General features: G+C 68.1%; 18 protein-coding genes. 9 read left to right on the forward strand and 9 right to left on the reverse strand.

Features of this window, described 5'->3' with window-relative positions:
- Positions 1 to 22: 22 nt before the first annotated feature.
- The 3 genes from cobG to B4M62_RS07980 are packed head-to-tail and all read left to right on the forward strand — an operon-like array spanning position 23 to position 3,336.
- On the forward strand, positions 23 to 1,195 hold the full coding sequence (gene cobG / locus B4M62_RS07970; protein WP_290706461.1) for a precorrin-3B synthase: 1,173 nt from the start codon (positions 23 to 25) through the stop codon (positions 1,193 to 1,195).
- A 21-nt stretch (positions 1,196 to 1,216) separates the two neighbouring features.
- A complete protein-coding gene (locus B4M62_RS07975; protein WP_290706463.1) occupies positions 1,217 to 1,849 on the forward strand; it encodes a precorrin-8X methylmutase in 633 nt (210 codons plus the stop codon).
- The gene (locus tag B4M62_RS07980) at positions 1,846 to 3,336 is read left to right on the forward strand and encodes a precorrin-2 C(20)-methyltransferase (protein WP_290706465.1); all 1,491 of its coding nucleotides are present in this window, start codon (positions 1,846 to 1,848) and stop codon (positions 3,334 to 3,336) included. Before B4M62_RS07975 ends, B4M62_RS07980 begins: the two co-directional genes overlap by 4 nt.
- On the opposite strand, the gene B4M62_RS07985 is transcribed toward B4M62_RS07980, so the two are convergent.
- From B4M62_RS07985 to B4M62_RS08000, 4 genes are read right to left on the reverse strand one after another with little or no spacing between them, the layout of a single operon-like run.
- Entirely contained in the window at positions 3,311 to 4,087 is a 777-nt protein-coding gene (locus B4M62_RS07985; protein ID WP_290706467.1) for a cobalt-precorrin-6A reductase, read from the reverse strand. The two genes, B4M62_RS07980 and B4M62_RS07985, sit on opposite strands and share 26 nt — an antisense overlap.
- Positions 4,084 to 4,875 carry a cobalt-precorrin-4/precorrin-4 C(11)-methyltransferase gene (locus B4M62_RS07990; RefSeq protein WP_290706469.1) on the reverse strand — a complete coding sequence of 264 codons (792 nt, stop codon included), beginning with the start codon at positions 4,873 to 4,875 and terminating at the stop codon, positions 4,084 to 4,086. Before B4M62_RS07990 ends, B4M62_RS07985 begins: the two co-directional genes overlap by 4 nt.
- Complete coding sequence (gene cbiE, locus B4M62_RS07995) at positions 4,872 to 6,071, reverse strand: precorrin-6y C5,15-methyltransferase (decarboxylating) subunit CbiE (RefSeq protein WP_290706470.1); 1,200 nt, start codon at positions 6,069 to 6,071, stop codon at positions 4,872 to 4,874. Before cbiE ends, B4M62_RS07990 begins: the two co-directional genes overlap by 4 nt.
- Positions 6,068 to 6,817 (reverse strand): decaprenylphospho-beta-D-erythro-pentofuranosid-2-ulose 2-reductase, encoded by a 750-nt coding sequence (locus tag B4M62_RS08000; protein ID WP_290706472.1) that lies wholly within the window; start codon positions 6,815 to 6,817, stop codon positions 6,068 to 6,070. Before B4M62_RS08000 ends, cbiE begins: the two co-directional genes overlap by 4 nt.
- A 54-nt stretch (positions 6,818 to 6,871) precedes the next feature.
- Between B4M62_RS08000 and B4M62_RS08005 the strand changes: the two genes are divergently transcribed.
- The 4 genes from B4M62_RS08005 (at position 6,872) to B4M62_RS08020 (ending at position 9,758) form a co-directional block, all read left to right on the forward strand.
- On the forward strand, positions 6,872 to 7,291 hold the full coding sequence (locus B4M62_RS08005) for a pyridoxamine 5'-phosphate oxidase family protein (protein WP_290706474.1): 420 nt from the start codon (positions 6,872 to 6,874) through the stop codon (positions 7,289 to 7,291).
- 10 nt (positions 7,292 to 7,301) lie between these two features.
- On the forward strand, positions 7,302 to 8,423 hold the full coding sequence (locus B4M62_RS08010; protein WP_290706476.1) for a M24 family metallopeptidase: 1,122 nt from the start codon (positions 7,302 to 7,304) through the stop codon (positions 8,421 to 8,423).
- A 15-nt stretch (positions 8,424 to 8,438) separates the two neighbouring features.
- Positions 8,439 to 9,086, forward strand: coding sequence for a hypothetical protein (locus B4M62_RS08015; RefSeq protein WP_290706478.1), 648 nt, complete (start codon positions 8,439 to 8,441; stop codon positions 9,084 to 9,086).
- A gap of 93 nt (positions 9,087 to 9,179) precedes the next feature.
- Positions 9,180 to 9,758 carry an SHOCT domain-containing protein gene (locus B4M62_RS08020; RefSeq protein WP_290706480.1) on the forward strand — a complete coding sequence of 193 codons (579 nt, stop codon included), beginning with the start codon at positions 9,180 to 9,182 and terminating at the stop codon, positions 9,756 to 9,758.
- Between the two features lie 89 nt (positions 9,759 to 9,847).
- Here the strand turns inward: B4M62_RS08020 and B4M62_RS08025 are convergent, their stop codons facing one another.
- Positions 9,848 to 10,012: a hypothetical protein gene (locus B4M62_RS08025; RefSeq protein WP_290706482.1), complete on the reverse strand. Its 165-nt coding sequence runs from the start codon at positions 10,010 to 10,012 to the stop codon at positions 9,848 to 9,850.
- Positions 10,013 to 10,022: 10 nt separating this feature from the next.
- Between B4M62_RS08025 and B4M62_RS08030 the strand changes: the two genes are divergently transcribed.
- Entirely contained in the window at positions 10,023 to 10,193 is a 171-nt protein-coding gene (locus tag B4M62_RS08030) for a hypothetical protein (protein ID WP_290706484.1), read from the forward strand.
- 384 nt (positions 10,194 to 10,577) lie between these two features.
- Here B4M62_RS08030 and B4M62_RS08035 read toward each other — a convergent pair whose 3' ends face one another.
- On the reverse strand, positions 10,578 to 11,165 hold the full coding sequence (locus B4M62_RS08035; protein ID WP_414651809.1) for an RES family NAD+ phosphorylase: 588 nt from the start codon (positions 11,163 to 11,165) through the stop codon (positions 10,578 to 10,580).
- Between the two features lie 38 nt (positions 11,166 to 11,203).
- Complete coding sequence (locus tag B4M62_RS08040; protein WP_290706490.1) at positions 11,204 to 11,836, reverse strand: hypothetical protein; 633 nt, start codon at positions 11,834 to 11,836, stop codon at positions 11,204 to 11,206.
- A gap of 174 nt (positions 11,837 to 12,010) precedes the next feature.
- Between B4M62_RS08040 and eccA the strand changes: the two genes are divergently transcribed.
- Positions 12,011 to 13,786 (forward strand): type VII secretion AAA-ATPase EccA, encoded by a 1,776-nt coding sequence (eccA, locus tag B4M62_RS08045; protein WP_290706492.1) that lies wholly within the window; start codon positions 12,011 to 12,013, stop codon positions 13,784 to 13,786.
- A 54-nt stretch (positions 13,787 to 13,840) separates the two neighbouring features.
- Here the strand turns inward: eccA and recD are convergent, their stop codons facing one another.
- Both recD and B4M62_RS08055 read right to left on the reverse strand, forming a co-directional pair.
- Entirely contained in the window at positions 13,841 to 15,700 is a 1,860-nt protein-coding gene (recD, locus tag B4M62_RS08050) for an exodeoxyribonuclease V subunit alpha (RefSeq protein ID WP_290706494.1), read from the reverse strand.
- On the reverse strand, positions 15,697 to 18,621 hold a 2,925-nt coding region (locus B4M62_RS08055; protein WP_290706496.1), incomplete at its 5' end, for a UvrD-helicase domain-containing protein. The genes recD and B4M62_RS08055, both read right to left, overlap by 4 nt.

Below are 18,621 nucleotides of genomic sequence, written 5' to 3' on the forward strand. Positions count from 1 at the left end.
TGGCCGTCGTAGGCTGGAGCCCGTGCCCCCCGTCCAGCCCCGCACCGGCGCCGATCGTTGCCCGGGCGTCCTCAGCACGCACGAGGCGCGCGACGGCGCACTCGCGCGCATTCGCCTACCTGGTGGACGAATTCGTCCTGACCAGTTGGCCGTCGCGGCGCGCGTAGCGCAGGACCACGGTGACGGTCACCTCGAACTGACCAGCCGGGGCAATGTGCAGCTGCGCGGACTCCACGATCCCGACGCGGCTGCGGACGCACTCTTGGCCATCGGCCTCGGCTCTCCCGGGGCAGCGGACACGATCCGGAACATCATCGGCTCCCCCCTGGCCGGGCGCATCGGCGGACACGGCAGCATTGACGAAACGATCACCACCCTCGACGAGGCCCTGCGCGGCGCACCCATCACCGGGCTGTCCGGCCGCTTCCTCTTCGGCGTCGACGACGGCCGCGGCGACGTCCTGGCCCAGCACCCCGACGTGGCCGTGCAATGGCGACCCGATGGGCACGTCACCCTCATCGTCGCTGACACAACTGTCGGTGTGCTCCCCCGAGTGGAAGCCGTGGGTGCCCTCCTGGCGGCTGCCCGGGCTTTTGCTTCGGCGGCGTCAGGTTCTTGGCGCATCCGCGAACTGGACGACACCGGCCGCGAAGCACTCATCGCCACCCTCGTTGGTGGACTACCCGCGATGACGGACCAGGTGACCCCGGGCCAGCCGGTGACGGCAGACGATGAGTCCCCGCTGGTCGGCTGGTTCGGTCAAGACGATGCACAAGTTCTGCTGGGCGCAGTCACGCCGGCGGGCCGTCTACCCGCACGGACCGCCGAGTTCCTGGCGGCCGTGCAGGCGCCAATCATCATCACGCCGCGCCGCGAGATCCTACTAGCCGATCTGACCGAACCCGTGGCCGAGACCGCACTCCGGGTGTTGGCCCCGATCGGCCTGATCTTCGACGCCGAGTCGCCGTGGGCCCGACTGTCCTGCTGCACCGGACAGCCCGGCTGCGCGAAGTCTCACACCGATGTCCGCATCGACACGGCCGGCCACGCTGCTCGAGACCGGGCTGACCTCCCCCCCAACGGCCTCCGCGAGCACTGGGTCGGCTGCTCACGCGGGTGCGGGTCCCCCACCGCACCCCATCTGCGCGTCGAGGCCCAACCGGACGGCACCTACCGCCGCACCAGGATCGACTGAGCGCCACTAGGCTCAACCCTCATGGCTGAGTACGAGTACCTCCGCGATGGCGCCGCTATTTATGAGCGCTCCTTCGCGATCATCCGCGCCGAGGCCGATCTCAGTGCTTTTGCCACCGATCTGGCCACCGTGGTCGTCCGGATGATCCATGCGTGCGGGCAGACCGACCTGCCAACGGACGTCAGGGGCACTCCTGGAGTGGTGGCCGCCGCACGTACGGCGCTCCAGCATGGCGCTCCCGTCCTGTGCGACGCCTCGATGGTCGCCGCCGGCGTGACACGCAAGCGACTGCCCGCCGATAACGAGGTGCGCTGCCTCCTCTCCGATCCCCGCGTCCCCGGTCTTGCCGCCCAACTCGGCACGACGCGCACTGCGGCGGCCGTACACCTGTGGCTGCCGCACCTGGATGGCGCGGTGGTGGCGATCGGCAACGCGCCGACGGCGCTGTTCGCCCTGCTCGAACTTATCGACGCCGGTGCGCCGCGGCCGGCCGCCATCGTCGGCGCCCCCGTCGGATTCGTCGGTGCGGCCGAGTCGTGCGCGGCGCTGGCCGAGCGCACCGACATCGATTTCCTTACCGTGCTGGGCCGCCGTGGCGGTTCCGCGATCACCGCGGCAGCGGTCAACGCGCTGGCTACGGCGAGCGAGCGATGAGCGGCACGCTGTACGGCGTCGGTCTTGGTCCCGGCGATTCCGAACTGGTCACGGTGAAGGCCGCGCGCCTGATCGGTGCCGCCGACGTCATCGCCTACCACTGCGCCCGCCATGGCAACAGCATCGCGCGCGGTGTCGCCGAGCCCTACCTGCGCGCGGGACAGATCGAGGAACGCCTGATGTACCCGGTCACAACGGAGAGTGTCGAGCACCCCGGCGGCTATGCCGGCGCCATGGCCGACTTCTACCGGGACAGCGCCGAACTCCTCGCCGATCACCTGGCCGCCGGCCGTGATGTGGTGCTACTCGCCGAGGGCGATCCGCTTTTCTTCAGCTCCTACATGCACATGCACAAGCGTCTGGCACCACGGTTTTCCACCGAGATCGTCCCGGGCGTCACCTCGGTAGCGGGCGCGAGCGCGGCCCTCGGGATTCCACTGGTCGAGGGCGAGGAGAGCCTCGTGGTGCTGCCCGGAACCGCGCCCGCCGACGAGTTGATCGCCCACCTCGCCAGTGGATCGGCGATCGCGGTGCTCAAACTCGGCCGCACCTTCGAACGGGTCCGTGCGGCCCTGCAAGCAGCGGGCCGACTTGGGGAAGCGTGGTATGTCGAGCGGGCGAGCACCCCGCAGCAGCGGGTCGCCCGAGTCACCGATGTCGACGCATCGACGGTGCCCTACTTCTCGATGATCGTGGTGCCCGGCGCCATCAACAACCCGCTGGCGCGGCTCGACGCCAGCCCGCCGCGCGGGGTGACGGTGGTCGGTCTTGGCCCTGGCCCCGGCGATCAGCAGACCCCGCAGGTACGTGCCGCCCTCGCATCGGCCACCGATCTCATCGGATATACGACCTATCTCGCTCGAGTCACCACGCGCCCCGGACAGCAGGTGCACGCCAGCGACAACCGCGTCGAATCCCAGCGGGCCGAGTTTGCCCTGGACCTGGCCCGACGCGGTCGGCGGGTCGTGGTCGTCTCCTCCGGGGACCCGGGGGTCTTCGCCATGGCGGCGGCCGTCGCCGAGGTTGCGGCCGAGGAGCAGTACGCCGACGTGCCGGTGCGGGTTCTTCCCGGCGTCACTGCGGCGTCGGCGGTGGCCGCGGCGTTCGGTGCTCCGCTTGGCCACGACCTGGCACTGATCTCACTGTCCGATCGGCTCAAACCGTGGGACGTCATCGCCCGCCGAATCACCGCCGCGGTCGACGCGGATCTGGTCCTGGCGATATACAACCCGGGCTCGGTCAGCCGCAACCACCAGGTGGCGGATCTCAAGAGCCTCCTTCTCGACCGGGTCGCACCCGACCGGGTTCTGCTGCTTGGTCGCGACGTCGGCGGGCCAACGGAATTGTTGACCGTGACCACCGTCGGCGAATTCGACCCGACCGTCGTCGACATGCGAACGCTGATCATCGTCGGCTCGTCCTTGACAACGGTCGTGCAGCGTCCAGGCGGCCGACTCGTCTTCACCCCGCGCCACTACGGTCGGTGAACTTCCTCGCGCGTGCCAACCGATCCACCCACGAAACCGCATCGTCGACGGTGGCGACAGCCTCGGTTGCGGACTCGCTGGGGCGCTCAACCAGTACGACGGGGATACCCAGTTCACGCGCCGAATCCAGCTTCGCGCGCGTGAGTTCGCCGCCGCTATTCTTGGTCACGAGCAGGTCAATACCGTTGTCGACCAATACCTTCCGCTCATCCTCGAGACGGTAGGGCCCGCGCGATCGCAAGATCTCGTGCGCGGGCGGTAGCGCAGCCGTCGGCGGATCGACGACGCGGATCAGGAACCAGGCCGAGTCGATGCCGGCGAACGCGCCGACGTCTTGACGGCCCGTCGTCAGCAAAACACGGCGTGCACCAGAGTCGCGGACCGCCGTGGCGGCCGCGTCGATGTCGGGGACCATCGACCAGGAATCACCAACGACCGGCGCCCACTCCGGTCGCACCAACCTCAGCAACGGAATCCCCGTCGCCTCGGCAGCGGCGACCGCGTTGGCCGAGATTCGTTGCGCAAACGGATGCGTCGCGTCGACCACCGCGGCCGCCCGGTGCTCGCGCAACCACGCCACCAGACCGTCGACGCCCCCGAACCCCCCGACGCGGACCTCGCCGTCGGGCAACTGCGGGTTGGCCACCCGGCCCGCCAGGGAACTGATCACCGGCACATCAGCGCCGATGAGGCGGCCGGCCAGGTCGCGTGCCTCGCCGGTACCGCCCAGGATGAGCACTGGCGCGCTCACGGTGCGTTTTCCGGTCCCAGATGCCCGTTTTGCGTATCACGGATCTTGGCCACCCGTGCCGCGGAGTACAGGTAACTGTCGGTCGCGGCGGGATCGGCGGTGAGCACCCGGCCGACAAAGATCACCGCAGTGCGCACGATTCCCGCGTCGGCGAGGGCGCGCGGCAGTTCGTGCAGCGGACAGCGAACGATCTGCTCCTCGTCGCGGCTGGCGAAGGCGACGGTGGCGGTCGGGCAGTCGGGGCCGTAGAAGGGGGCGAGCGCGGCGACGATCGCGTCAGTCTGACGAGCCGCCAGATGCAGTGCGAGGGTGACACCGGACGATGCCAATTCGGCGAGCGTCTCCCCCGGCGGCATGTCGGTGGACAGCGTGGCGATGCGCGTGATCAGCAGACTCTGCCCAACGCCCGGCACGGTGAGTTCGGTTCCCAATGAGGCGGCGGCCGCGGCAAAGGCGGGGACACCGGGCACGATCTGCGTCGGTACGCCATGGTCGTGCAATCGTCGTTGTTGCTCGGCGACGGCCGAATACAGCGACGGGTCGCCCGAATGGAGTCGCGCCACGTCGAGCCCGTGCCCTTCAGCGGCAACCAGAAGCGACACTATTTCGTCGAGCGGCATCCGCGCGGTGTTGATCTGTTGGCCCGCCGGCGGGCACAACGCCAACAACTCCGGCGGCACCAGGGACCCCGCGTACAGGCAGACCCGACACCGTCGCAACAGTTCAGCGCCCCGCACGGTGATGAGGTCGGGGGCGCCCGGACCGGCGCCGATGAAGTACACGGTCATGCGGTCGCCACCCATTCGACGATGGGCAGCGCCGGCCGCCACGCCGTGACGGTGCCCAGCGGAGCCACCTCTTCGATGCTGATCCGCCGCAACGCACCGCCATGCCGAGCGGCCAGGTCGACGAGGAGTTGTTGAGTCGGAATGCTCACCGCGTTCGCCACAAAAGTCCCGCCGGCACCCAACGCCGACCACAATGAAGAAAAGACCTCGGCAGTCAGGCCGCCACCGGCGAAAACAGCGTCTGGCGCAGGCCCATCGAATACCGGAACGGTTTGTGCGGCATCGCCGGCGACGACGGTGAGCCGCGCGGCGACCCCATGACGAATGGCGTTGCTGCGGATCCGGGCGATGCGATCGGAATTCCGTTCAAAGGCCACGACCGACCCCGTCGGGTTGACCCGCAACCACTCGATCCCGACGCTGCCCGATCCGGCGCCGACATCCCACAGCACTGTCCCGCCGGTGGGCGCAAGAGCGGCCACCGTCAAAGCCCGCATCGCCTGCTTGGTCAGCTGGCCGTCGTGGGCGAATTCGTCGTCGGGCAGTCCGGGCGTCAACACCCGCGACGGCCCAGCGCATTCGAGCGCAATGACGTTCAGCGCGTCACCGGGTGCGACTCCCCAAGCCCCGGCAACTCCGGCGAACACCCTCTCATCCGGGCCGCCGAGCTGTTCGAGGACCGTCATCGTTGAATCACCAAATCCGTTGTCCCGCAGCATCTCTGCCACGGTATGGGGTGACGACGCATCCCGGGACAGCACGAATAGTCGTCGGCGGTCACCCGCTTCGCCGAGCACGTCGCCGATCTCGCCGGTGACCAGTGACACGACACCAACCGTCGACAGGTCCCACCCCAGGTGCGCGGCGGCGAGACTGACGCTCGACGGGTGCGGCAGAATCCGGACGTTCTGCGCGCCAACCGCGGCGGCGACGGTCGTGCCCAGCCCGTGAAACATCGGGTCGCCCGATGCCAGCAGATGGGTCGGACCGCCGCCAGTCGCGGTGAGCACCGCGCGCAGGTGTTCGCTCATCGGGCTGCGCCAGGCTGTCAACTCGGCGTCGAGCACCGACCCGAGGAGGTCTAGCTGGCGCGCCGAACCGAACACCCGAACGGCCGAGCCCAGCTCGCGCTGCGCTGCACCCGACAGCCCCGCCCAGCCATCGGCGCCGATTCCGACGACGACAAAGCGGCTCATCGCGGCATCCGGCGCCAGATCGCGCGCGGCAAGAGGCGGAACACCAGGGTGACCGGCGCCAGTGCCCACGGCACCCAGACGACCGCCTTCCCGCGGCGGTAGGCGCGGACAACAGCGTCGGCGACCTGATCGGCGGTCTTCGACATCGGTGCCGGTTTCACGCCGCCGGCCATCAATTCCTTGGTCATCGCACCGATGACGAATCCCGGGCGAACCAGGAGCAGGCGCACCCCACTACCGTGCAGTGCATCGGACAAACCCGACGCAAACCCGTCGAGCCCGGCCTTCGTCGAGCCGTAGACGTAGTTGGCCCGCCGGACGCGTTGTCCGGCGATCGACGAGAAGACGATGATCGTGCCGCGGCCCTGCTCGCGCATGGCGCCGGCGAGCAGGGTGATGACGGAGATCTGCGCGAGATAGTCGACGCGTGCGATCTGAAGTGCGTGGTCGACGTCGGCCTCGGCCCTGGCCGCGTCGCCGAGAATGCCGAAGGCGACAACTGCGGCCTCCACCGGCCCGCGCGCGAACAGTTCGCCGATCAGCGCCGGATGCGAGTCTGTGTCGTCGGCGTCGAATTCGATGCAGGTGACGCCGGCGGCCCCGGCGGAGAGTAGGGCGGCCTCCTCCTCGTCGAGATCGTCGGCGCGGCGCGCTGCCAGGACGACATCGTGTCCTGCGGCCAGCCGGGTCGTCACGGCCAGGCCGATCTCGCTGCGCCCACCGAAAAGCAGGATTGATCCAGTCACGGCAGTCAGTATCCCATCCGCGCATCGAAATTCGGCGCGACTACCGTTGGCCGGGTGAGCGGACCTGACGACCTGACCGACGATGCCCTGGATTTCTTGACGGAGCGTCACCTCGCGACGCTGGCGACGACCCGTGCCGATGGCAGTCCGCATGTGGTGGCCGTCGGCTTCACCTATGACCCCGACAAGAAGCTGGTGCGCGTCATCACCCGCGAGGGCAGCCACAAGGTGCGCAACGCCGATCGCGGTCAGCGCGCCGCCGTCACCCATGTGGACGGTCCGCGCTGGCTGACCTTGGAGGGCCCGATCAGCGTGTCGCGCGATCCCGGGCGCATACGGGAAGCCGAGCGACGATACGGCCTGCGCTACCGGGAGCCGCAGCCGAACCCGCGGCGGGTGGTCATCGAGATCGCGGTGGATCGTGTGCTGGGATCGGCGGTCTTCCTCGGCCGTCCCGTCACCCCGCACGACTAGGGTTGCCGTTATGGCTGCCCGCTTCCCCACCGCCGTCTACGACCAGCGCTTGCTCCGCGCGGCCGCGCTCGCCGCCAACGCGGGCGTCGCGGCACTGATCGTCACCCCCGGCCCCGATCTCGCCTACCTGATCGGTTCTGATGCGCAGACTTTCGAGCGCTTGACCGCGTTGGTGATCCCGGCCGCCGGGCCACCGCGCCTGGTCGTGCCGCGGCTGGAGGTCGCCACCTTCGCCGACTCTGCAGCCGGCGAACTGGGCGTCGACGTCTCACCGTGGGTCGACGGTGAAGATCCGTACGCGCTCGCGCTGGCCGATCTGCCGTCGAATCCAACTGTCGCCGTGTCTGATTCGATGTCGGCGGGACATCTGGTCCCGTTGATGAATGCGACTGGGACCGCACCGCAGTTGGCCACCAGCGTTCTGCGCGACCTCCGGATGATCAAGGATGACGACGAGATAGCGGCGCTGCGCCGCGCCGGCACGGCAATCGACCGGGTCCACGCCCGGATGGCTGAGTGGCTGCGCCCGGGCCGCACCGAGGCCGCCGTCGCCGCCGATATCGCCGACGCGCTGGTCGCCGAGGGACACACCTCCGCCGCCTTCGTCATCGTCGGATCCGGACCGAACGGCGCCGATCCGCACCACGAGCATTCCGAGCGCGTCATCACCGATGACGACATCGTCGTCATCGATATCGGCGGTCCGGTTGACCCCGGTTACAACTCGGACTGCACCCGCACCTACTGCTTCACCGAGCCGAGTCCCGAGGTCACCCGCGCCTATGCGCAGCTGAAGGCGGCCCAGGAAGCTGCGATCGCCGCCGCCCGTCCCGGGGTTACCGCCGAGTCTGTCGACGCGGCCGCCCGCGACCGGCTCGCCGCAGCCGGACTGGCCGACCGGTTCATCCACCGCACGGGCCACGGAATCGGGTTGTCGGTCCACGAAGAGCCCTACATCGTTGCCGGGAACAGCCTCGTTCTCTGTCCGGGCATGGCCTTCAGTATCGAACCCGGGATCTATTTCGACGGCGATTGGGGCGCTCGGATCGAAGACATTGTGATCGTCACCGACGACGGGTGTGAATCGCTGAACCGCCAGAGTCATGCGCTGACCCGACTACCCGCCAGCTGACCGGAGGATGCGCACATGAAAAGTATCCGGATACTGACTCTCGCGATGATCCTTCCCCTTGTCGCACTGGGATTGTCCGCGTGTGATCGGGTTGTCTTCGGCGACCCGGAAGCTGACCCGAACGCGCGGGTCACCGTTACGACAACGGTTTCGCCCGATACGCCGACGACGACCGGCGAGACCCCCACGCCGACCACACCACCGCGGACCACGGCTATTCCACCCGACGGCCCCGCGGCGTATCACGCCGTCGACCCGTCCCGCTTCCTGCTGGCACCTCCAACGCCGGTTGCCACGTACGCGTTCAGCGTGCCCAGCGGCAATATCGCGTGTTTCGCCGGGTCGGAGTTCATCTGCGAGATCCACGACGGACCCAATCAATCGGCCGCGCAGTCGCGGTGCGGCTTCTACGGCGACAACGCCGAAGAACACGTGCGGATCGCCGGATGGTTCAAGTACGACCGGGCGCCCTGCTCGACGATTCTGCAGGGGGTTTGGCGCGATCCGGGGCCGGCGCTGAACTACGGCGAGTCCGTCCGGCTATCCGTGCCCGGTGCCGAGTTCAACTGCTACTCGTCTATCGAGGCGCTGTACTGCACCGGACCCCAGAATTACGGATTCAAGCTCTCGCGCACCGAGTTCATCCGCTCCCCATTGTCCTGACACGGAGGAAGAGATCCGGTGACCCGTCCCACGAAATCGCCGATGCTCAGCAAGGGCAGGGCGAAGCGCTGCGAAGCAATACTCAGGTCCGTCATGGCGCCCGGCGAACGCCTCATCGCGCTGGCCGACGTCACCTCGGTTACGCCGCTGTCCATCGGGCTCGCGGTGACCGACCAGCGCCTCATCGCGGTGCCCAAGACATCGGCGCACACGGTCGAAATCCAGATCCACCGCGCGCAGTTCAGGGGCTATCGTTTCGAGCGGAAACTCGTCTTCAGCTATCTCCTCGGCATCACCGACGCCGAGGAGAAGAACTTCGGGGTCGTGGTGAGCGAGGTGCGCAAGTTCCTCGCTCCCTATCTGGACCAACTCCTGGTGCCGATCCCCGTCGCTGGTCACGTGCCTGACGAGCCCGCGAGCCGAGTCGATCCCTCCCTCCGCGATCCCGCTGGTCAGGCGCCGCCGCCACTGCAGGGCATCAGCCTGATTAAGAGGAAGGCTCACCCGACGGATCCATGCGCATCCCAGTCGACCCCCGGGGCACCGACTACCCCAGTGGAACCGACGATCGCCGACGAATTGGTGAAACTGGCGGACCTCCACCAGCGCGGACTACTTACCGACGCCGAATTCCAGACCGCCAAGGCCGCCGTCATCAGTCGCCGTGACTGATCCGCCGACCGTGCCCTGGCTTCCGCCGACCGTGTCCGCGGGCGTCGGGAAAAGCGACTGCGGGCATCGTGCCGGTCGGCTGGTACCGCCTACTGGACCTGCTTGACGATGCACGACTGCTCGGCAATGTCGCACGCGTCGCTGGCGCTGCTTCGCGAGTACTCGCGCTGAGCCACGATGTATTGGCCGGGCTGGCCGAATTCCTCGCCGTGGTAGACCTCGCCCCCCACCCGTGATGCGAGTTCCTGTGCCATCTCCAGAACCGTGAAGGAGCCGAATTGGGCGTACCACCCCGGTGCGGCGGTGGCTGCCGTCGAATCATTGGGGCTGTCCGACGGCCGGGCCGAACGCGAGGGCGTCGATGTGACGGTCGTCGTCGTGGTCGTCGTCACCGACTCGGTGACCGTGACCGTCGATGTGGGCGGTCCCGCCTGATAGTTCTCTGCTTTGCGAGCGCGACTGTCATTGACCGCCAACACCGTGCCCCCGACGGTGATCGTTGCCAGAAACACAGTGACTCCGACAACCGCTGCGAGGATCCATGGATGCCGGGGCGGACGCCCATCGCCCACAACACCATCGCCCACAACACCATCGCTTCCCGACTCCTCGGGTTCCCCGGGTCCGAACCGGTAATCCGACTCGGGCGGAACGGCCCGCGCGCGGAGAGGTTCACCGCGGGTCGGCGCATACGGGCCTGTCGTATAGGCCGTTGTCTTGATCAGATCAACGGGATCGGCGCCCGCTGAACGGTGTCGGCCACCCCCGGGAAATCCGCCGGTCCCGGGATACTGTCCGCCGTATGTCATGGTCTATTCCTTACAGCACCGTGTAGCCGAGTTCGAGCGCGGCCGTCGCCACTCCGGCGTGCAACCCTGGGTGCGACAACGGCAACGACAACTCCGGCCGATCCGGCAACGCCTCGGCGCCACGCTCGAACAACGCCACGCACGGCCCGCCCGCGAACCGCCCGCGGTACGCGATCCCCTCGACCTCGCCGTATGCCTCGTGAATCGCCTGCGCCCACTCCTGCGCAATTCGGTGCGGCGCAGAATCGAGCGCGAACTGTCCACCGGCACGGGTCAGCCAAGCGCCCGTGCCGATCCCGCCGACGTCGAGCAGTCGTACCTTCCGGGTGAACCGTGCCGCCGTCAGATAGGGCGTGCCGTGGAATCTGTCAATCAGACGCGTCTCCTGGAACACTTCTGCCAGCGCCCCGCGCGGGTTGGCGGCGCCATACCAAATCCCGGCTTCCGGGTGCATCCCGAGTGGCTGCGGGTGATGGTCGAATCGCAGGACCGGTCCCCACGTGCGCGGAAAGTTCCACGGCAGCACATGCTCGCCGGCCGTTGCGTGGACGCGCCACACAATCTCCGACGACAAGCCGATGACCTCTTCGCGCCGCACCCCCCGAGATCGGAGTTCCTCGATGGCGGGCGGCCCCCCTAGACCGTCGACCACGATGCCGCATTCACCAAGTCGAGCACCTGCGCCAACTGCTCGGCAGAGACGGGCGCCCGACTGAGATAGTCGGCGATCGACTGCGGGCTTCCGTTCTTGCGAGTCAGCGACGGCTGCGGAACGGTCAAAATCTTGTGCACCTCCAGCGGATGGGAGTCGGGCCGCAGGACCGAAATGACTTCGTCCATATGCGGCACCACACCGCTGGGGGTGAACTGGGCGGCCGGCATCAGCCGACGCTCCCCCCACAGGTAGGACCACAGCGTGCGCGCGGCGATACGCTGGCGAACACGCGCGGTGGAGACCCCAAGGCGCTCGGCGACCTCGTTGACGGTCAGCGACTCGGAGATGATCTGCTGCAACTGAACGTCGCGCTGCACCGTCATCACCGCGACGGCACCCGGCTTCTCGTGAAATCCGGACTCAGAGAGCAACTTCTCGTCGTGGTAGGACAATGAGGCATTGGCCAGCCCGCCATCAGCAGCGAGGGTCTCCAAGACTCCGACCAGCGCAGCACGGTCGACGCTGAGCCCGGTAACCGCATGCAACGCGTCCTCGAATCCCAACTCGCCCGAAAGATATCGCTGAATCGGCTCATACGATGATGCCGAGGTCATGACTCCTCCAACCCGTGAATCAACCGAACTAACATCACTAAGGACGCTAGCACTCCGGTCCGTGCGGACCGGGCATCCGCAGCCGGCGACCGGTCCCGCAATATCGCTGAGGACAAGCCCGCCGCTGCGATATCGTCGCAACCAACTTCGGACTTTGGGGGAGGTCTGGCGGTTATGACTGTCGAAAGTTTCTTACAGGCGCGCCACATCTTTGACGCGGGGGTGCTGGCCTCTGGGATCCGGGTCGACGGCCAGGAGGCCGATCGGGACGAGGATTACGCGAGGCGGGCCTTTGTGCGCGCCACCGAAATGGTCCCGGAGATGGCCGATGCCTGGCTGGGCCGCATTGCGACGGGCGAGAACTCTCCCGACATCTACTTCAACCTGTACAAGCACCGGGGCTCGCTGTTCGTCGAGCAACGCCGCCTCGGACTGCCGCCGCGCACACTGGCCGGCCGGTTCTCCACCGGCTTCTACATCGACTACCCGGTATCGGATCCCGCGGAGGCCGCCGCCGCCTACGCCTGCACGATGCTCGATGCGCAGGACTATGACGGTGCACAGGATGCTCTCGATGCGGTGGCGGCTGGCGAGAAGACGCCCATCGTCGACTTCGCACACGGATGTTTGCACTTCCGGACCCAGCGCTGGCCCGACGTGTTGACCGCCCTCGCCGGATCTGCCACCTGGGCCGACGGGCACTTGACCGCGGCCGCCAACGTCATGGTCGGCACCGCGTGTGCGCAACTCGGGCTGTTCGGGGAGGCGGTCAACCGCCTCGAAAGGGCCGAGGGCGGGCCGATCCCGGCAGCGCGAACGGCCGCGATGTTCACCCGCGGTCTCTGCCTGCGCGAGATGGGCAAGGAGGACGAGGCTCGGGCGGTGTTCGAGGCAGTGTATTCCCTCGAGCCCGGATTCGCCGACAACGCCAACGCAATGAACGACCCCAAGTTTCGTCTCGTCGTCACCTCGCAGCAGATCATCGATTCGCGCACCGATCGCTGGGATCCGGCTTCGGTGCCGCAGGAGGATCCCGTCGACGCCGATGCCGGCCGCACCCTGTTGGCAAAGGCCGAACGTGAATTGGCCGAGCAGATCGGCCTCGAGTCGGTCAAGACCCAGGTCGGCAAGCTCAAGTCCACAGCGACCCTGGCCCGAGTACGTGCGGCGAAGGGACTGACCAGCGCAGCGCGCAGTCAGCATCTCGTCTTCACCGGCCCACCTGGCACCGGCAAAACGACAGTCGCGCGCGTCGTCGCCAAGGTCTATTGCGGGCTGGGCGTCCTCAAGACCGACACGGTCATCGAGGCGTCGCGCCGCGACTTCGTCGGCGAACACCTCGGCTCGACGGCGATCAAGACCGGCCAGCTCATCGATCGTGCACTCGACGGCGTGCTGTTCATCGACGAGGCGTACATGCTGATTCAGTCCGGGCTCTCCGGAGGCGACGCGTTCGGCCGCGAGGCCGTCGACACCCTGCTGGCCCGGATGGAGAACGACCGTGATCGGCTGGTCGTGATCATCGCCGGATACGACGGTGAAATTGACCGTTTCCTCGGCGCCAACGATGGATTGGCGTCGCGATTCAGCAAGCGGATCCGGTTTGAGTCCTACTCGCCGGCCGAACTCGCCCAGATCGGCACGGTGATCGCCCGCAAGCGGGATTCGGTCCTCTCCCCCGATGCGATCGCCGTGATCGAGCAGCACTGCGCCCCGCTGTACGAGATCACCGAGATCGATCAGACCGGCGAGCCGCGCCGGGGCATCGACCTGGCCGGCAACGGCCGCTTCATTCGCAACGTCGTCGAGGCGGCCGAGGAAGAGCGCGAGCACCGTCTGAGCACCGGTGACGCTGACATCGCCGCCCTCGCCGCGGATGCGCTCATGCGCATCGAAGCGCCCGACGTCCGTGCCGCCCTGGACAATGTCCTGGGTATGCGCGCGCGGTAGATACTCGCGGCGCTGCCCACCGACGCACCACGCGAGCCGCGGGACATTGCTCCGTCAGTCGACCTGCGGCGACCATTCGGTCACCTCGCCGCGCAGGCCGCTGGCCCGGGCAACTCGCCGATCCACGGCCGCGCGCAGCCAGTCGGCCTTTCCAACGATGCGTACTCGCTTCCGGGCCCGGGTGGTGGCGGTATACAGCAGCTCGCGGGTCAACAGCGCCGACTCCGACGGTGGCAGCACCACGGTGACAACGTCGAACTGGCTTCCCTGACTGCGGTGGATCGTCATCGCGGCGGCCGGCATCGCATCGGCGAGTTGCGAAGGGTGCAGTGTGACGATCTCGCCGTGCTTGTCGAAGGCGACGCTCACCCCCCTCCCACCGTCGGCGATCACCACACCGGTGTCGCCGTTGTAGATGCCGACGCGCTTGTCCGTCGACGTGACCAGTAGCGGCTCCCCGATGGGCCACGGACCACTGCGGCGGACGGCATGGCGCCACGAATCTATCGTTCGTGACCACCATCCAACGCCGTAGCGACCATCGCGATGGGCGCAGAGCACGCGATAGGCGCCCAGTTCGGTGACAGCGGTTCGCGCGTCGCCCGCGGCTCCGGCCGTGCGCAAGGCTGATAGCCAGGTCACGGTGTCGTTGCGGACATCGTCGAGCGCCTCGGGTTCCACCAGCTCGATGCGGTCCCCGCAATCTTGCTCGATGAGCCGCAACACCTCGTCGGCGTCGCCCCGATTGACCGCCGCGGCGACCGACGCGATCACCGTCCCGAACCGGTATCCCCACGTCAGCGTCAGCACGCTGCCGCCGAGTTGGGCCTTCTCGGCGCTGGAAAAGTCAGAATCACCTAAGTCCGCTAGGTCGGCAAAGCCGGGTGGCAACGTGGCGGTCGAGCGCAGCGCACGGTCGGTGAGGTCGGTGAGCACCGCACCGGCCTCCACCGATACGAGCTGATGAGGATCACCGACGAGGATCAGCCGCGTATCGTCGCGCACCGCAGCCAGGAGCAGACTCATCGCGGTGACCGACAGCATCGACGTCTCGTCGACGACCACCACGTCATAGGGGAGGCGATTGTTCGGCCCGTGCCGGACGGTGCCGTCGCGCCAGATGCCGAGCAGCGCGTGCACGGTATGTGCGACCGGCATGGCCGCCAATCCGTCGTAGTCGTTGATCGACGCCTGTAGTTGCGCCGCTGCACGTCCAGTCGGCGCGCACAGACCGATGCGCACACCCCCGCCCAGGACACGCTCGAGGACCCCGAGAATCCGGGCCACGGTGTGCGTCTTGCCCGTCCCGGGCCCGCCGACCAGCACCGTCGTCCACGACGTCGCCGCCAACGCCGCCGCGGCGCGCTGCCTGTCGTAGTCCGGTCCACCGTCATCGGCGGCCGCCGGCGCGAACACGTCGTCGATGGCGGCCCGAGCCCGCGCCAGATCGACTGGCGGCCTGCTGGCCGCCCGCCCGTCCAGGATTCGTCGGATAGTCTGCTCCTGCTCGAAATACTTGCGCAGGTAGACCAGCGGACCGTCGTCGGAGTCGACCAGCGCCAACGGCTTCAGCGGTCCGAACCTACCGCCGATCACCAGACTGCTCACCCGCAGAGCCGCCACCATTGCGTCCGTGCTCGGCCAGGGCAACGGATTCTCGGGGTCGGGATCGAGGTCGGCGATCGTCTCCAGCGCGACGCAGATCGATCCGGTCCGCACCGCCCGCACGGCCAGCGCCGCGGCAAGGAGGACCTCGTCGGCAGCAGTCTCGTCGGACAGCTTCGACAACCGCCGGGCGACCTGCACATCGGCTGACGTGATCAAGCCCGATTCGTTGAAGGCCCGGAGGAACCCAACCTCCCCGACGGCCAGATCCCCCGATGCCGGATCGAACTCCCGGATGGCTCCGCTCATGGCCGCACCCCCGCCAACAGATCGGACAGGCCGACGACGAGCCCCGCCGGAATTTTCCACTGGAAGACGCCGCACCCATCGGGGGTCGCCGGCCCGACCATCCCGCGCACGAACTGATACTGCACCGGCCCCAGACTGTGCTCCGGCGCATACCGGGGCAACCGCCAACGCAAATATCGGTGCAGCGCAACGGAATACAGCAGCGCCTGCAGCGGATAGTGCGCGGCCATCATCTCCTGCGCCATCGCCTCCCGCGAGAATGTCTCCGCGACAAGATCACCCGGCCGGATGCGATTGGTCTTGTAGTCGACGACAACGAACCGCGGCCGACCGTCATCACCGGGCACCCGCAGGACCGAGTCGATGCTGCCGGTGAGGAAGCCGTGGAACCTCTCGTCGGAGACTCCGGCGACTTCGTCGGCGTACGGCCGCAGTGGATCGTCGCCGGACAGATGCCGTCGCATGAGTTCGGCGACAGCGGCCAGGCCAAACCCGCCATCGACGTCGGCGAGCGGCAATTCGAAGTCCATCTCACTGAGCCGATCGGTGCGTTGGATGCTCCACAGATCGTCGGCCCCGGGATCGTCGACGAGTCCCAGCGGCGTTGTGAGGACGCCCTCGAGCGCGGCGCCCAGCACGTCGACGTCGATGTCGAACGCGGCCCGCCGGGCACCCGTAGCGCACAGTTCCCGGATATGCGCGGCCCGGTCGGGCACATCGGTGTCGACGTATTCAAGTACCTGGTGGACCAGGGTGCCGAACCGCGCCCCGAACGGCAGTCCATTCATCAACGATGGTGTACCCGTTGGCGCATCCACGCTTTCGATGGTGGCCCCCACCTCATCGGCCGGTTCGTCGAGGAGCTCCCCCGCGCGCACGGCCTGATCGTCGGGTTCGCTGCCGACCGCCGGGACGGGATCGGCCGCCGCGTGGGCCGCATCGTGCGCGGCCCGCACGATCGACGAGTACGACGATCGCCGGAACTGGTCGTCGATTGGCCGATCGAAGCTCGCGACCACCATTTCCGCCGCACCGGATCCGGCCGGCGCCGGCGGACGCCAGCGCGGGACGTCACCGCGACGGCCGGCGGCCTCAAGGGCGATGGCCGGGTGAAAGTCGGCGACCTCGCGCAGCAGCATCTCCTCGCGGGCATCGTCGAGCAGCGCGATCGTATCGGGAATCGGTGACCGGGTACCCGATCTCATCGCCGCCATCCGGTCGAGCGTCGAGAACAGGACCCGGTGCAGCGGGCCGCTGGTGGTCGTCGTGCTCGGCGCCCACCAGGCGACGACCTGCGAGCGGGCCCGCGTCAACGCGACGTAGAGCAGGCGCAAATCCTCGCCCGCCGACTCCGCGTCGGCGATCCGCTTGCGCTCGTGGTATCCGGCGGCATCCTCCCCGCCGACATCGAGGTAGCGCACCTCGCCCTCGTGGAAGGTGAAGGTCTTCGGCCGACTCGGCCGCCCGCCATCCCAGCCAAACGGCACATAAACGATCGGGAACTCCAGTCCCTTGCTGGCGTGCACGGTCATCAACTGCACAGCCGCGGTGTCGCGATCGAGCCGCCTCGTCTGATTGGCCCGTCGCTGCACGGCCTGACCGTCCGCGACGCTCTCGGCCAGCCACGCAACCAGCCCAGATAGCCCACATCCGGTGTGGGCGACCTCCTCGACCAGGAGGGCGGCGACCTGCAACAGGTCGGTGAGCAGCCGCTCACCGTCGGCCATTGCGAGGACGCGCTGCGCAACGTGCCGCTCGCGCACGAGTTGCGCGGTCATCGCCGCCGCGCCACCCTCTTCAAAGGTGCGCGCCCACGACGCGAGGGCGCCGGCCAGACCGCCGATGCCGGCTTCCCCGCGCGCATCGAGCTCCGCAGGCGTGACACCCAGCAGCGGGGTCACCGCAGCGAGCCGCACCCGGCGAGAATCCGACGGTCGATCCAGCGCCTGCATGACGTACCACCAGTAACGCGCGGCCTCACTGGCGAAGACGCTGCGGCCACCGGCGACGACGGTGACGATGCCATGGGCACTGAGCGCTCGCTGCAACGGTTCGATGGTGGCATTGGCCCGCAACAAGACCGCGATATCACCGGGCTCGAGGCGGCGCTCGATCTGTCCGCCGGCCTCGTCGTCGACGACGATTCGCGCATCGCCGGCGAGCGTGGCCGCAATGTCGGCCGCGACATCATCGATGACTCGGTCGCGGACGCCCGGCACGAGCGGGGTCGAGCCGTCTTTCGTGTGACTGGTGAAGTCGCGCCGGTTGAAATGGCGCAGGCGCAACGGCGCGGTATTGCGGATCCGACCCTCCGCGTGGCGCGCGTGGACCGGCCGGACCGCGATCTGCGGGTCGCCGAGTTCGGCGTCGACGAGGATCGCGCCCAGCGCGTCGACGAGTGGTGCGTCCGAGCGCCAGTTGACGGTGAGGTTGCGCTGCTCCTGGGCCTCCCGCGAGGCCTGCAGGTAGCTGAACACATCGGCGCCGCGGAAGGCGTAGATCGACTGCTTCGGGTCGCCGACCAGCACCAGCGGGCGATGACCATGAAAGCAGCGGCGCAGGATCTCCCACTGCTGCGGGTCGGTGTCCTGGAATTCGTCGACGAGGACGACCTCGAACCGGTCGCGGATGCGGGCACAGGCCGCCTGCCCCCATTCCGCGTCGGCGATGATCTCGTGCAGCCGTCCCTGCAGGTCGTCGTAGGTACGCAGCCGGGACCAGCGCTTGCGGGTGCGGACCCGGTCGCGGACCGCGTGGGCCAGCCGCACCCAGGACACCCCGCCCTCCGACATCGGATCGAGCGGTGCCAACTTCGTCGACGCGTTGCGCACCGCCTCGCACGCCACCACTTCGGCTGTGCCGAGTGAAACGCCGGGATCGGGTTCCCCGGCGTACTTGGCGACGAAGAGATCGCGGGCGGT

Source organism: Gordonia sp. UBA5067 (assembly GCF_002414845.1).
Lineage (GTDB): Bacteria > Actinomycetota > Actinomycetes > Mycobacteriales > Mycobacteriaceae > Gordonia > Gordonia defluvii.

Coding starts and splice junctions, on each gene's coding strand:
- B4M62_RS07975 (WP_290706463.1), top strand. CDS start 1,217: ATGGCTGAGTACGAGTACCTCCGCGATGGCGCCGCTATTTATGAGCGC.
- B4M62_RS07980 (WP_290706465.1), top strand. CDS start 1,846: ATGAGCGGCACGCTGTACGGCGTCGGTCTTGGTCCCGGCGATTCCGAA.
- B4M62_RS07990 (WP_290706469.1), bottom strand. CDS start 4,875: ATGACCGTGTACTTCATCGGCGCCGGTCCGGGCGCCCCCGACCTCATC.
- cbiE (WP_290706470.1), bottom strand. CDS start 6,071: ATGAGCCGCTTTGTCGTCGTCGGAATCGGCGCCGATGGCTGGGCGGGG.
- B4M62_RS08010 (WP_290706476.1), top strand. CDS start 7,302: ATGGCTGCCCGCTTCCCCACCGCCGTCTACGACCAGCGCTTGCTCCGC.
- B4M62_RS08015 (WP_290706478.1), top strand. CDS start 8,439: ATGAAAAGTATCCGGATACTGACTCTCGCGATGATCCTTCCCCTTGTC.
- B4M62_RS08020 (WP_290706480.1), top strand. CDS start 9,180: ATGGCGCCCGGCGAACGCCTCATCGCGCTGGCCGACGTCACCTCGGTT.
- B4M62_RS08025 (WP_290706482.1), bottom strand. CDS start 10,012: ATGGCACAGGAACTCGCATCACGGGTGGGGGGCGAGGTCTACCACGGC.
- B4M62_RS08040 (WP_290706490.1), bottom strand. CDS start 11,836: ATGACCTCGGCATCATCGTATGAGCCGATTCAGCGATATCTTTCGGGC.
- eccA (WP_290706492.1), top strand. CDS start 12,011: ATGACTGTCGAAAGTTTCTTACAGGCGCGCCACATCTTTGACGCGGGG.
- recD (WP_290706494.1), bottom strand. CDS start 15,700: ATGAGCGGAGCCATCCGGGAGTTCGATCCGGCATCGGGGGATCTGGCC.